Raw genomic sequence first — 14,007 nt, 5'->3', positions numbered from 1 at the left:
CGAGCGGTGGGTGAGGCACGGGTGGACGTCGCCGTCCTCGGCGGCGGCGCGGCCGGCCTCTCGCTCGTGTGCCACCTCGCCCGCACCGGCTGGCGGGGTTCGCTGGTGCTCGTCGACGACGGTGAGCATCCGGTCGGGGAGCGCGCGTGGGCGTGGTGGTCCCGCGGCGACGGGCTGTTCGACCCGCGCGCCGCGGTGGTGCTGAGGCAGGCCGCGGTCGCGGGCCCGGGCTGGCGCCGACGGATGGACCTCGCGCCCTACGGCTACCGGGTGCTTCCCGGCGCCGCGCTCGCGGCCGCCGCGGAGGATGCGTTCGCCTCGCGACCGGCCTGGCGGCGTCTCCGCGGGCGCGCGTTGCGCGTGGTCGCGGACGATGCGGGGGCGCGGGTCGAGGTCGATACGCCGGACGGGCGGGTCGACGTGCGCGCACGCACCATCCTCGACTCCGTCGGGCCGGGTGAGGAGGCGCCGGAGTCCGCAGCCCTCGATGTCCTGGGGCTGCGGGTGCGTGCGCAGGACCCCGTGTTCGACCCTGGTGCCGTCACGCTCATGGACTTCCGCACCGCGCAGGACGATGGCGTCGCGTTCGTGTACGTGCTGCCCGCGTCCGCCCGGGAGGCGCTGGTCGAGCGCACCGTGTTCTCCGTGCCGGGCGCCGTGCACGATCACGAGCCGCACCTCGCGCGGTACCTGGGCGAGATCGGCGCCTCCGCCGCCGCGGAGACCGGGCGCGAGCACGCTCGCATCCCGCTCCTGCCCCGCCCGCTCGCGAGCGCGACACGAGGCATCGTGCCCATCGGTGCGCGGGCGGGCCTGGTGCGGGAGACCACCGGCTACGGCTTCGCGCGGATCCAGCGGCACAGCGCCGCGCTCGCGGACGCCCTCGCGCGGGGGGAGGACCCCGCGCGCGCCGCGCCGCCACGCCGCTGGGCCCGCGCCCTCGACGCGTCCCTGATGCGGCTGGTCCGCGACGATCCGGACGGCGCGCGCTCCGTCCTGGGCGCGCTGCTCCGGCGCAACCCGCCGGCGCGGATCCTCGCCTTCCTCGACGAGGAGGCCTCGCCGCTCGCACAGGCGCGCCTGTTCGCCTCGCTTCCGGAGTTCGCCCGTGCGTCGCTCGTGGCGCGCGTGAGGGGAGCGGGCGCGCGGTGACGGTGGGCCGTGCAGCCCACGCGCGCCGCTACCCTGCTCCCCATGGGTGACGTGCCTGAAGCGCGCCGCGGCGCTCCCGCGCGCGGCGCCGCGCGCCCCGCGGAGGTCCCGGGGCACCTGCCAGGGGAGGCCGCCGCGGACCTGTCGACGCTGCGCTCGCACAACCTCGGCATCGTGCTGCGCATGCTGCGCGACCACGGCACGCTCACCCGCAAGGACATCGAGCACGCCACGGGCATGGTGCCCGCATCCGTGACCAACCTTGTCGCGGACCTTGCCGCGCGCGGCCTGGTCCGCGATCAGCGCGGCGGCTTCGGCGAGGCGAGAGGGCGTGGGAGGCCGCGCGTCACCGTCGAGCAGGTGCCCGATCGCGTCCTGGGTCTCGCGGTCCGCATCGAGCGTGCCCGTCTCACCGCGGAGCTGCATTCGAGCGCGGGGCTGCTGCTCGACTCCTCGTCGCGCACGGTGACGCACGGCTGGGGCCAGCCCGGCGACGTCGCGGAGGCGATCGCGGCGCTCATCGCGCGCGCGGCGACCTTGGCCGATGCGCACGGCGGAATCCTGCTGGCCTGCACCGTCACTGTGCCGGGGCCGGTGGGCTCCGACAACCGGATCGCGGACACCCTCGAGTTCGGCTGGGGCCACCTCGACCTCGTGGGGCTCATCCGTGCCGCGGGTGCGCCCGAGCAGCTGCGCCTCGACGTGGTGAGCGACTCGTGCGCCGCTGCGCTCGCCGAGCACTGGGTGCTGCCGCGGCCGCGGCCGGGGGTCACCGTGCTCGTCGGCACCGGCTCCGGCCCGAGCCTGGTCGGAGGGGTCGTCGCGGACGGGCGCATCCTCGCGGGTGGGCGCGGGTATGCGGGAGCCGTCGGGCATATCACCGTGGACTGGCGCGGTCGGTCCTGCGAGTGCGGCTCGATCGGCTGCGTGTCCACCTATGTGGGTCCCGATGCGCTCCTCGCCTCGGCCAGGCTCACGGACCTCGCGCACATGGCCGGACGTGCCGCAGCGCTGGACGAGCTCCGCGCGCGGCTCGATCGCGGGGAGAAGCGCGCCCTCGACGTGGCGCTGCGCGCCGGGGACATCCTCGGCGCCGCGCTTCGCAGCGCGTACGACGTGGTCAACCCGTCCACGGTGGTGCTCGGCGGTTACCTCGCCGGCCTGCGACGCTGGCTCGAGCCCGGCATACAGATGCAGCTCGCGCCGCGCAGCGAGAAGCTGGCGCCCGTGACCATCGAGTCCGGCAGGCTCGGCAGCCGCGCGGGGATGGTCGGCGCGGCGCGTCACGGGCTCCAGCCGGTCTTCGACGATCCCACGATCGTCCCGGCGCTGCGTACCGATGATGCAGCGGTCGGCTGAGCCGACTCGGCTCGGTTGACGCATCTCCCACGCCGGAACCTGTATTGTCGACAATATTGTCGGTGACTCGCACGGGTCGGCAGCGTGGCCGTCCCCGCGGAATCCGCGTGCGGCGCCCCGGCGCCAAGGGAGGAGAACCATGGTGGCGGACGCCCGGGTGACCGAGGAGCTCAAGGCCGCGATCCTGCGAGGCGAGTTCGCGCCGCGCCAGCGCCTGGTGGAGATCGAGCTGTGCGAGCAGTTCGACGCGAGCCGCTTCGCGGTGCGTGCGGCGCTGCAGGCGCTCGAGGCGGACGGCCTCGTCGAGCGCCAGCGCAACCGTGGCGCACGGATCCGCGAGATCGGCATCGACGAGGCCGTCGAGATCACGCAGGTGCGCGAGGTTGTCGAGGGGCTCATCGCCCGTCGCGCCGCCGAGCGCGTCGACGACGCCGAGGCCGCGGCGCTCGCGGAGATCGGGCGGGCGATGCATGCCGCCGTCGCGGCGGGCGAGGTGGGCGAGTACAGCGACCTCAACGCGCGCCTGCACCAGCTGCTGCGCGACATCGCTCGCCATGACAAGGCGAACGGGATCATCGCGCACCTGCATGGTCAGATGGTGCGGCACCAGTTCGCGCTGTCGCGCGTCCCCGGACGCTCCAAGGTGTCGGTGCATCAGCACCAGGCGATCATCGATGCGGTGATCGCGCGCGACGCGGATGCGGCCGAGGCGGCCATGCGTGCGCACATCGTCTCCGTGATCGAGGCGCTCAGGGCGATCGTCTGAACATCAACTTCGCTGGTAGATCGCCATTCGAAGGCTTGTGACACAAACGTTGCCAATTTCGTCTACAGAATTGTCGACAATCTTGCTACGGTGACGCATGCAGCGTCCTCAAAGGTGAGGGCACTGGTCTCAAGGAGGAGCCCATGCAGATCAAGTCCCCGACGCTCCGCGTGCGCGCTGCGTTCGGCGCGGTGGCCGCCCTCGGCGTCCTCGCGCTCGCCGCGTGCAGCTCGGACAGCCCGGCCGAGACGACCACGTCTCCGGCCACCGAGCCCACCACGGGCGACACCGCCATGGAGGAGCCCATGGAGATGACCGACGTCACGGTCGGCCTCATCCCCATCCTCGACGTGGGTCCCATCTACCTCGGGGTCGACAAGGGCTTCTTCGAGGAGGAGGGCCTCAACCTCTCTCTCGAGCTCGCCCAGGGCGGCGCCTTCATCATCCCGTCGGTCAGCCAGGGAGACTACGAGTTCGGGTTCAGCAACGTCACCTCGCTGATCCTTGCGACCGCCAACGGCGTGGGCCTCGAGGCGGTCGGCCCCGGCGCCTCGACCAACGGCACCGAGGAGGACATGGCCGCGGTGCTCACCACCGCCGACTCCGGCATCTCCTCCGCCAAGGATCTCGAGGGCAAGAAGGTCGGCGTCAACGCGCTCGCCAACGTCAACACCGCGACCATCAACCAGATGGTGCGCGACGACGGCGGCGACCCCTCGAAGGTCACGTACGTCGAGCTGCCCTTCCCTGACATCGTCCCCGCGATCGTGTCCGGCGACATCGACGCCGGCCAGGTGGTCGAGCCGTTCCGCACGGCCGGCGTGAACCAGGACCTGGTGAGCATCGGATCGAACTTCCTGGCGATGAGCCCGACATTCATGATCGCCGAGTACTTCACCTCGTCCAACTACGCGGCCGAGAACCCCGAGGTGGTCGCGGCCTTCGAGGCGGCGCTCGCCAAGTCGTTCGAGTACGCCACCGCGCACCCCGACGAGGTTCGCGCGATCGTGCTCGACTACACCCAGATGGATGAGGAGACGGCGAACGCCGTGAGGCTGCCGGGCTGGCCGAGCGAGATCGACGCCGCGTCGGTGGATCTGCAGGCCGAGCTCGCCGTGACGGACGGGACGCTCACCGAGATCCCGGACCTGTCCAACCTCAAGTAGCGGGACCGGGGCCGCGGCATCCCCGCCGCGGCCCCGGGCCATCCCCCGGCATCGTCCGCCTTCCCCCCTCTCATCCCCAACCGACGGTCCACCGTCGGATCGGAGGCCCGTGTGTCCTCGAGCCCATCCACCCTGGCACCCCCCGCCCGACCGCGGGTCGGCGCCCGCCCTCGCCGGCTGCGTCGCAGCCATGATCTCCGGCTAGGCGTCGTCGGCGTCCTCATCGTCCTCGCGGGGGCCGAGACCCTGTCGCGGACCGGCATCGTCAACCCCGACTTCCTCCCGCCCGTCACCGCGATGTACGCGGCGCTCTTCGAGATGCTCGGCGAGGGCTGGTTCTGGGAGGCGTTGTGGCTCACCGTGCGCGGCTGGGCGATCGGCCTGGCTGCGGCCATGGCGCTCGGCGTCGTGGTCGGCTTCGTGATCGGTTCGGTCCCGTTCCTGCGCAAGGTCACCAGCTCGACCATCGAGTTCCTGCGCCCGATCCCCTCGGTCGCGCTGATCCCGCTGGTGATCCTGCTGTTCGGTGCGCAGCCGCAGTCGGCGTTCGTGCTCGTGCTCTACGCCGCGTTCTGGCAGGTGCTGGTCCAGGTCCTCTACGGCGTCGCCGACGTCGACCCGGTGGCCCGCGACACGGCGCGCTCGTACCAGTTCGGGCCGCTCCGTGTCGCGCGGTCCGTCATCTACCCCACGGCGCTGCCGTACATCTTGACGGCCTTCAGGCTCGGGGCGGCGGTGGCGCTCATCCTCGAGATCACCGCGGAGCTGGTGATCGGCGTGGATGGCCTGGGCCGCGAGCTCGGCATCGCGCAGAGCTCCAACGCGGTCCCCGAGACCTACGCGCTCGTCATCGCCATCGGCCTCATCGGCGTGGCCGTCAACCTGCTCGCACGGTTCGTCGAGCGCAAGGCCCTCTGGTGGCACCCCTCGGTGAGGAGCGAGAACTCATGACCAGGTTCCTCAAGGCGGCGGGCTATGCCGTCGGGCTCCCCGCGATCCTGCTGACCGCGTGGTGGTTCGGCTCGGCGAGCTCCACGGATCCCTTCTGGCCGCCGCTGTCCACGATCATCGAGACGTTCCCCACCACATGGACCTGGGACCGCATCGTCGCCGACGTGTTCCCGTCGCTCGCCCGTCTGGGCATCGGCTTCGGCATCGCCGTGGTGCTCGGCATCGTCCTGGGCACCGCGATCGGTCTGTCGCCGACCCTGCGCGCCCTGTCGGAGCCGGTCCTCGAGTTCTTCCGCGCCGTGCCGCCCCCGGTGCTGGTCCCGATCATCGCGCTGTTCGCCGGCTACACCGGCTGGCTCGGCAAGATCATCACCATCGCGCTCGGATGCCTCTGGCCGATCCTCCTCAACACGGTCGAGGGCGTCCGCGGGCTCGAGCCCGTGCTGGGCGACACGGCACGCAGCTATCACCTCAGCAGGTGGCGCCGCCTCGTGTTCGTGGTCCTTCCCGGGGCGAGCCCCCGCATCTTCACGGGTGCCCGTCAGGCCCTGTCCATCGGCGTGATCCTCATGGTCATCTCGGAGCTGTTCGGGGCCAACCGCGGCCTCGGTGCCGCGATCGTCCAGTTCCAGAGGAGCTTCGCCATCCCCCAGATGTGGACGGGCGTGATCCTGCTCGGCCTCATCGGTGTCCTGCTCGCCGCCGTGTTCAAGGTGGTCGAGAACCGGATGCTCGCCTGGTACCTGGGCCAGCGTCAGATCGAGCGAGGAGAGTAAGCATGTCCATCACCACCCATCTGACGTCACGTCTCAAGTCCGACGCCCCGGCGGCGGCGCCGCAGGACCAGGCGGTCGCGCTCGACCTGCGCGCGGTGCAGAAGACCTACGACACCCCCGGGCGTCCTCAGGTCGAGGCCATCCGCCACCTCGACTTCTCCGTCCGCAAGGGGGAGCTCGTATGCGTCGTCGGCCCCTCGGGCGCCGGCAAGACCACGCTGCTGCGCTCGATCGCGGGCCTGCTCGACCTCACCGCCGGTGAGGTGGTGCTCGACGGCAACGTCGTGACCGGGCCGCCTCAGGGCATGGCCGTGGTGTTCCAGGAGTACGGGCGCAGCCTGTTCCCGTGGATGACGGTGCGTCAGAACGTCGAGCTCCCGCTCAAGGAGAAGGGCCTCGACAGGGCCGCGCGGCGCGACAAGGTCAACCGTGCCCTCGAGGAGGTGGGCCTCACCGAGGCCGCCGATCAGCACCCCTGGCAGCTCTCGGGCGGCATGCAGCAGCGCGTCGCGATCGCCCGCGCCATCGCGTTCGAGCCGACCGTGCTGCTCATGGACGAGCCCTTCGCGGCCGTCGACGCGCAGACCCGTGCGGAGCTCGAGGACCTGGTCCGCTCGCTGTGGAAGCACCTGGGCGTCACGGTGCTGTTCGTGACCCACGACATCGACGAGGCCGTCTACCTGGGCGAGCGTGTCATCGTCCTGTCCAACCGCCCGACGGTGCTCATGGAGGACGTCAACGTCGACCTGCCCGTCGAGCGCGACCAGCTCACCACGCGCTCGCATCCGCGCTTCGGCGAGCTCCGCGGCCACGTGTACTCGCTCATCCAGCGCGCGAAGCGCGGCGACCGCCCCGACGCGCCGATGCCTGACGCGCGCGGCGCGGCGGGGGCGTGACGTGGAGACCGTGATCCTCACCGACCCGCCGCGCCCGGCCCGCGAGACGGTCGAGGCGTTCGCGAGCATCGGAGTCGCGACCGTCCACGAGGCCATGGGGCGCACCGGCTCGATCTCCGCGCTGCGCCCCATCCAGCAGGGTGTGCGCGTGGCAGGCACCGCGGTGACGGTCATGAGCTGGCCCGGCGACAACCTCATGATCCACGCGGCCATCGAGCAGTGCGGCCCCGGCGACATCCTGGTGGTCACCACGCGGGAGCCGTCCTCGCACGGCATGTTCGGCGAGCTGTTCGCGACGGGGCTCCAGAGGCGAGGCGTCGTAGGCGCGCTCATCGACGCGGGTGCGCGCGACACGCAGGAGATGCGCGACATGGGCTTCCCGGTGTGGTCGCGGCACGTCAACGTCATGGGCACCGTCAAGAACACGCCCGGCGCGATCAACGTGCCGATCGTCGTGGGCGGCCAGGTGATCGACGCCGGTGACATCGTCGTCGCCGACGACGACGGCGTGGTCGTGGTCCCGCGGGCGGAGGCGGACGATGCGCTGGTCCGGTCGCGCGCGCGGCTCGACAAGGAGGAGGCGACGCGTCAGGCGTTCCTGGGCGGCGAGCTGGGCCTCGACCGCTACGGCATGCGCCCCGTGCTCGCCGACCTGGGCGTGACGTACCGGCGGCACCCGGAGGCGGACGCGTCATGACCGGTATCCCGTGCGCGCTCATGAGGGGAGGGACGTCGAAGGGCGGGATCTTCCTCGCCTCCGACCTCCCCGCGGACGAGGCCGCCCGGGACGATCTGCTGCTGCGCATCATGGGCAGCCCGGACCTCCGCCAGATCGACGGGCTCGGCGGGGCCCACCCGCTCACCAGCAAGGTCGGCGTGGTGAGCCTGTCCGAGGACGGCGACGCGGACATCGACTACCTGTTCCTGCAGGTCGCCGTCGACCGTCCCGTGGTGTCGACGTCGCAGACGTGCGGGAACATCCTCGCGGCCGTCGCGCCGTTCGCGATCGAGCGCGGCCTGGTGCCCGCGCTCGAGGGGTGCACGGTGGTCCGCGTCCGCATGGTCAACACCGGGACCATCGCGGCCCTCACCGTGCGCACCCCCGGTGGCGCGGTGACCTACCAGGGCGATGCGGAGATCTCCGGGGTGCCCGGGACCGCCGCCCCGATCGAGGTGGCGCTCGACCCCGCCGCGGGCGCGCTGCTGCCCACGGGCAACGCGGTCGACAGGATCGCGGGCGTGGACGCCACGCTCATCGACAACGGCATGGCGTCCGTGCTGGTGCGCGCCGAGGACCTGGGGCTCACCGGAGGCGAGATCCCCGCGAACCTCGAGGGCGATCCCGAGGTGGTCCGCCGCATCGCCGAGATCCGCGCGGCCGCGTTCCCCCTCATGGGCATCGCGGGCACCCCCGAGACGACCACCACGCCCAAGATCGTGCTGCTGTCCCCGCCCGCGGACGGCGGGACCCTGCGCACCCGCAGCTTCATCCCGTACCGCGTGCATGAGGCGATCGGGGTGCTCGGTGCGGCCTCGGTGGCCGCCGGAGCCCGCCTCGCCGGCACCGTCGCCACCGGGCTGGCCCAGCTCCCGGCGGACGATGCGCCGCTGAGGATCGAGCACCCGACCGGCTTCCTCGACCTGTACGTCGACCCGTTCCCCGGCGACCCCTCGCGCGTGGGGGAGTCCCGCGTGGTCCGCACCGCGCGGATGATCATGGACGGCAAGGTCCACCCGCGTCACTGACCGCGACCGACCCTCGAAGGAGTCCCCGAATGACCATGCCGCAGGGGCACATCGCCCACCTCGGCTACGCCCAGCTCAACACCCCCGACCTCGACGCGACCGTGTGGTTCTTCGAGAACATCCTCGGGATGACGGAGACCCGCCGGGTCGACGGCATGTCCTTCCTGCGCGCGTACGACGACTACGAGGAGTGCTCGATCATCGCGACGCAGGCGCCGCAGGCCGGCGTCGGCCGCACCGCGTTGCGTGCCACGTCCGAGCGGGCGCTCGAGGAGCGCGCGGTCGCCATCCAGGATGCCGGACGCGGCGGGCGCTGGGAGGACGGGATCGCGGGGCGCGGGCGCACGTTCGTCACCACGGATCCCGACGGCCACGAGCTCGCGCTCTATTACGACACCGTCTGGTACGAGGCTCCGGAGAACCTCGCTGCGGGGCTCAAGAACCAGGCGCAGGCGAAGCCCAACCGCGGGATCGGCGTGCGCCGCTTCGACCACATCAACTTCCTCGCGGCCGACCCGTCGGCGAATGCGGACTTCCACACCGACGTGCTCGGCGCCCGGCCGACCGAGCAGATCCGGATGGACGACGGGCGCATCGCGGCGAAGTGGCTGACCTTCGGCCAGAAGTCGTACGACGTGGTCTACACCGAGGACTGGACCGGCGGCAGCGGCCGCCTCCACCACCTCGCGTTCGCGACCGACACGCGTGAGGAGATCCTGCGCGCCGCGGACCTGTGCCTCGACCTGGGCGTGCACATCGAGACCGGCCCGCACAAGCATGCGATCCAGCAGACGTTCTTCCTCTACGTGTTCGAGCCCGGCGGCAACCGCATCGAGATGTGCAACCCGCTCACGCGGCTCCTCCTCGCTCCGGACTGGCCGGTGGTCACGTGGACCGAGCCTGAGCGCAAGCGCGGCCAGGCCTGGGGCCTGGGCACCATCGAGACGTTCCACACCCACGGGACGCCGCCGATGGAGGGTCAGGACACGCAGATCTACCGTCCCACCGGGATGCTCGGCAAGCGCCCCAGCGGGGACGCGCGCCGATGAGCGCGCGGGTGGCCCTCATCGGGCTGGGCGAGGTGGGGAGGGTGTTCGTCGAGGAGCTCCGGGCCGTGGGGATCACGGACCTCTCCGCGTGGGACACGGCGTTCGGGGACCCGGAGTCGAGGGCGCGCCGCAACGCGCGCGAGCTGGGCCTCGAGCCCGCGGGATCGGCGGCCGAGGCCGTTGCCGGCGCCGAGCTCGTCGTGTCCGCGGTGACCGCCATGAACTGTGTTGACGCGGCATCGTCCGCCGCTGCCGGGATCCCGGAGGGGGCGTACTTCTTCGACCTCAACTCGAGTTCGCCGGGCCACAAGCGCGAGGCCGCTGCGCTGATCGACCGCGCCGGCGGGCGCTACGTCGAGGCCGCGCTGATGTCGCCGATCGAGCCGCGCAGGCTCGCCTCGCCGTTCCTGCTCGGCGGCCCGCATGCCGACGCCTTCGGCGCCGCGGCGGCAGGCTTCGGGATGGCCGGCGCGCGCCTGGGCTCTCCCGAGGTGGGCGTCGCCGCGGCGACCAAGCTGTGCCGCTCGGTGGTGGTCAAGGGGCTCGAGGCGCTGATGTCCGAGTCGCTGCTCGCGGCGCGGTCCTACGGGGTCGAGCGCGAGGTGCTCGCGTCGCTGTCGAACATCCTGCCCGAGGCGGACTGGGAGGCGATCGCCGGCTACTTCATGTCGCGCTCGCTCGAGCACGGCGGTCGCCGTGCGGAGGAGATGGAGGAGGCGGCGGCGACGGTGGCCGATGCCGGCGTCGAGCCCTGGATGGCGCGCGCCACCGTCGAGAGGCAGCGGTGGGCCGCGCAGTACCGCGACGTGCTCCCCCAGGAGACGACCACCGCGTTGGTCGACGCGGTGAGGGAGGCGGCGGGGCTCGTCCCCGCGGCGGAGGAGGAGCGAGCATGATCATCGACTGCCACGGGCACTACACCACCGCCCCCGCGGCGCACGCCTCCTGGCGCACGGCGCAGCTCGCCGCGTGGGAGGCGGGGGCCACGGCGCCCGCCTATCCCGAGATCTCGGACGACGAGATCCGCGAGACGATCGAGTCCAACCAGCTGCGGCTCATCCGTGAGCGCGGCGCCGACGTCACCATCTTCTCGCCGCGCGCCTCGGTCATGGGGCACCACCAGGGCGACCTCGCGACCTCGATCGCGTGGACCGAGGCGTGCAACGACCTCATCGGCCGCGTGGTGGGCCTGTTCCCGGGGACCTTCGTGGGCGTGGGCCAGCTCCCGCAGTCGCCCGGTGCGTCGCTCGACGCGTCGCTGCGCGAGATCGACCGTCGCGTGGGCGAGGGCTTCATCGGCTTCAACCTCAACCCGGATCCGAGCGGCGGGCACTGGACGGCACCGCCGCTGACCGACCGCTACTGGTACCCCGTGTACGAGAGGCTGGTCGAGCACGACGTCCCCGCGATGATCCACGTGTCCGCCTCCGCGAACCCCGCCTTCCACGCGACCGGCGCGCACTACATGAACGCGGACACCACCGCGTTCATGCAGCTGCTCCAGGGCGATCTGTTCGCGGACTTCCCCACGCTGCGCCTGGTGATCCCGCACGGCGGGGGAGCGGTGCCGTACCACTGGGGTCGCTACCGGGGCCTCGCGGACATGCTGGGACAGCCGCGCCTCGACTCGCACCTCATGGGCAACGTGTTCTTCGACACGTGCGTGTACCACCAGCCGGGAATCGACCTGCTGCTGTCCGTGATCGACCACAGGAACGTGCTGTTCGGGTCGGAGATGGTGGGCGCCGTGCGGGGGATCGACCCGGAGACGGGGCACTTCTTCGACGACACCCTGCGGTACATCGAGGCGGCTGCGCTCTCCGCGGAGGACCGCGAGGCGATCCTGTCCGGCAACGCGCTGCGGGTGTACCCGCGGCTCGCGGCGGCCCTCGAGCGCGCGGCGGCCTGACCCCTCGCCCCTGACACCGGCAACGGATCTCGCCGCGACACGCCGGGGCGAGGCGCGCATCGTCCCTCAGGGCGCGGCGTGTCGCCCCGAACTCCGTTGTCGCTGTCGGGGGTGGGGGCGGGCGGCCGGTGACCTTGGTCCCTCGGCGGCGGCAACTAATAGACATACGCTCAATAGCGTCATCGTCGACCGCCTAGTCCCAGGAGGCTCCCTTGCCCACCACAGCGTTCACCCACGTCCTCGAACCCGTCACGCTCGCCGGCCTCGAGCTGCGCAACCGCGTCATCATGGTGCCGATGGGCACCGAGATGGGCGACCACGACGGCCATCTGACCGACCGCGAGGTCGCGTACTACGCCGAGCGCGCCGCCGGAGCGGGGCTGGTGTGCACCGGCATCAACGCCGTGACCGACGACTACGAGGTCATCAACGCGGGCCTCGGCCGCGTCGACACGGATGCCGCGACGCCCGGCCTGCGCAAGCTGGCCGAGGCCTTCCATGCGCGCGGAGGCGCGGTGTCCGTGCAGCTCACCGCCGGCCTGGGTCGCAACATCAACAACATCGACCCCGAGCGCCTGCCCATCTCCGCCTCGGACAACACGCACTGGCTCGACCCGAGCGTGCGCTGCCGTCCGCTCGAGACGGAGGAGATCAGGGTGATCGTCCAGCGCTTCAGGGAGGCCGCGGCCCGATGCGCCGAGGCCGGCATCGACGCGATCGACATCCACGGCCACACGGGCTACCTCATCGACCAGTTCCTCTCGCCTGTGTGGAACCGCCGCACCGACGAGTACGGCGGCTCCGTGGAGAACCGCTGCCGCTTCGCCGCGGAGATCATCGCGGCCGTCAAGGAGGGTGCGCCGGGCCTGCCCGTGAGCTTCCGTCTCTCCGTCGACCACCGCTTCGAGGGCGGACGCACGCCGGCGGAGTCGCTCGAGATCGCGAAGGTCCTCGAGGCGGCGGGCCTCGACCTGCTCATGGTCGACGAGGGCTCGTACGAGGCGATGGACTACGTGTTCCCTCCCTACTACCTGGGCGACAACTGCATGATGGGCTCCGTCAGGATGTTCAAGGACGCGCTCACCATCCCCGTGCTCGGCTGCGGCAACCTCACGCCCGAGCGGGCCGAGCAGGCCATCGCCGGCGGCGAGATGGACTTCGCGGGCATCGGCCGCGCGCTCATCGCGGACCCCGAGTGGGCGCTCAAGCTCGCCGAGGGCCGTCGCGAGGACATCCGCCCGTGCATCCGCTGCAACCAGCTGTGCGTGGGCAACGCGTTCGTGGGAAAGCCCCTCGGCTGCGCGGTCAACCCGACTGTGGGCTACGAGCGCGAGCGGATCCTCGTCCGGGCAGCCGAGCCCAAGCGCGTCGCGATCGTCGGTGCCGGTCCCGCGGGGCTCGAGGCGGCGCGTGTCGCGGCGCTGCGCGGCCACACAGTCGACGTCTACGAGAAGGGCGAGCAGCTGGGCGGCGTCCTGTGGCCCGCGGCGACCCCGGAGTTCAAGAAGGAGCTGCGCTCCATGATCTTCTGGTGGGAGCGCCAGCTGAAGGACCTCCCGGTGACGGTCCACCTGGGAACGGAGATCACGGCGGGCTCGCCCGAGCTGGACGATGCCGATGCGATCATCGCCGCGATCGGCGCCGAGCCCGTGGCCCCGCCGATCCCCGGCCTCGACGGCGCGAACGTGGTCGAGGTGGTGGACGCGCACCTGGGCGCGGAGCTGGGCCACCGCATCGTGGTCTGCGGCGGCGGCCTGTCGGGCGCCGACTTCGCGCTCGAGATGGCCCAGACGGGGCACGACGTCACCGTGGTCGAGATGGCCGACGCCGTCGCCCCCGACCTGCTCATGATCAACCGCATCACGCTGCTGCGCGACCTCGCGGAGGCGGGCGTCACGCTCCTCACGGGACACAAGGTGATCGAGGTCGACGCGGCCGGCGTCAAGGTCGACGGACCCGACGGCCCGGTGTCGATCGCCGCGGACACCGTGGTGAGCGCGTTCGGCGTGCGTCCCGGCGCGGCGCTCGTCGAGGCGCTCGCCGCGCGCGGTGCGCAGACGATCGGCGACTGCGTCAGGCCCGCCAAGGTGGGCGACGCGATCAACGCCGGCTTCGAGGCGGCGCTCGCGCTGTAGCGCGAGGCCTCGCGGCGGCCCACCCTCCACCAGGGCCGCCGCGGCAGACGGGGACGATGCGCGGGGCGGGAGCCGCGCATCGTCCTCCGCCTCGCGCCGGGC

13 protein-coding genes are annotated in these 14,007 nt (G+C 72.1%); all 13 read left to right on the top strand.

Annotation, left to right across the window (positions count from 1 at the left end; genetic code table 11):
- Positions 1 to 6: 6 nt before the first annotated feature.
- The 13 genes from AOM00_RS01675 (at position 7) to AOM00_RS01615 (ending at position 13,905) form a co-directional block, all read left to right on the top strand.
- Positions 7 to 1,152, top strand: a complete 1,146-nt coding sequence (locus tag AOM00_RS01675; RefSeq protein ID WP_082096417.1) for a lycopene cyclase family protein — start codon at positions 7 to 9, stop codon at positions 1,150 to 1,152.
- A 42-nt stretch (positions 1,153 to 1,194) separates the two neighbouring features.
- Positions 1,195 to 2,511, top strand: a complete 1,317-nt coding sequence (locus AOM00_RS01670; protein ID WP_156158976.1) for an ROK family transcriptional regulator — start codon at positions 1,195 to 1,197, stop codon at positions 2,509 to 2,511.
- A gap of 139 nt (positions 2,512 to 2,650) precedes the next feature.
- On the top strand, positions 2,651 to 3,277 hold the full coding sequence (locus AOM00_RS01665) for a GntR family transcriptional regulator (RefSeq protein ID WP_062516145.1): 627 nt from the start codon (positions 2,651 to 2,653) through the stop codon (positions 3,275 to 3,277).
- 143 nt (positions 3,278 to 3,420) lie between these two features.
- Entirely contained in the window at positions 3,421 to 4,443 is a 1,023-nt protein-coding gene (locus AOM00_RS01660; RefSeq protein WP_062516144.1) for an ABC transporter substrate-binding protein, read from the top strand.
- 111 nt (positions 4,444 to 4,554) lie between these two features.
- Positions 4,555 to 5,394: an ABC transporter permease gene (locus tag AOM00_RS01655; protein ID WP_082096416.1), complete on the top strand. Its 840-nt coding sequence runs from the start codon at positions 4,555 to 4,557 to the stop codon at positions 5,392 to 5,394.
- Complete coding sequence (locus tag AOM00_RS01650) at positions 5,391 to 6,170, top strand: ABC transporter permease (RefSeq protein ID WP_062516143.1); 780 nt, start codon at positions 5,391 to 5,393, stop codon at positions 6,168 to 6,170. Before AOM00_RS01655 ends, AOM00_RS01650 begins: the two co-directional genes overlap by 4 nt.
- A gap of 2 nt (positions 6,171 to 6,172) precedes the next feature.
- The gene (locus tag AOM00_RS01645; RefSeq protein WP_082096415.1) at positions 6,173 to 7,066 is read left to right on the top strand and encodes an ABC transporter ATP-binding protein; all 894 of its coding nucleotides are present in this window, start codon (positions 6,173 to 6,175) and stop codon (positions 7,064 to 7,066) included.
- Between the two features lies 1 nt (position 7,067).
- Positions 7,068 to 7,763, top strand: a complete 696-nt coding sequence (locus tag AOM00_RS01640) for a 4-carboxy-4-hydroxy-2-oxoadipate aldolase/oxaloacetate decarboxylase (protein WP_062516142.1) — start codon at positions 7,068 to 7,070, stop codon at positions 7,761 to 7,763.
- The gene (locus AOM00_RS01635) at positions 7,760 to 8,812 is read left to right on the top strand and encodes a PrpF domain-containing protein (RefSeq protein ID WP_062516141.1); all 1,053 of its coding nucleotides are present in this window, start codon (positions 7,760 to 7,762) and stop codon (positions 8,810 to 8,812) included. Before AOM00_RS01640 ends, AOM00_RS01635 begins: the two co-directional genes overlap by 4 nt.
- Before the next feature lie 29 nt (positions 8,813 to 8,841).
- Positions 8,842 to 9,861, top strand: coding sequence for a VOC family protein (locus AOM00_RS01630; protein ID WP_082096414.1), 1,020 nt, complete (start codon positions 8,842 to 8,844; stop codon positions 9,859 to 9,861).
- Positions 9,858 to 10,757 carry a DUF1932 domain-containing protein gene (locus tag AOM00_RS01625; RefSeq protein WP_062516140.1) on the top strand — a complete coding sequence of 300 codons (900 nt, stop codon included), beginning with the start codon at positions 9,858 to 9,860 and terminating at the stop codon, positions 10,755 to 10,757. Before AOM00_RS01630 ends, AOM00_RS01625 begins: the two co-directional genes overlap by 4 nt.
- Positions 10,754 to 11,770 carry an amidohydrolase family protein gene (locus AOM00_RS01620; RefSeq protein WP_062516139.1) on the top strand — a complete coding sequence of 339 codons (1,017 nt, stop codon included), beginning with the start codon at positions 10,754 to 10,756 and terminating at the stop codon, positions 11,768 to 11,770. The genes AOM00_RS01625 and AOM00_RS01620 overlap by 4 nt, the downstream gene beginning before the upstream one ends.
- 212 nt (positions 11,771 to 11,982) lie before the next feature.
- Entirely contained in the window at positions 11,983 to 13,905 is a 1,923-nt protein-coding gene (locus AOM00_RS01615; RefSeq protein ID WP_062516138.1) for an oxidoreductase, read from the top strand.
- Positions 13,906 to 14,007 lie beyond the last annotated feature (102 nt).

The organism is Demequina gelatinilytica (assembly GCF_000971115.1).
Classification (GTDB): Bacteria; Actinomycetota; Actinomycetes; order Actinomycetales; family Demequinaceae; genus Demequina; species Demequina gelatinilytica.
This window is presented reverse-complemented; position numbering and strand designations above follow the sequence as displayed.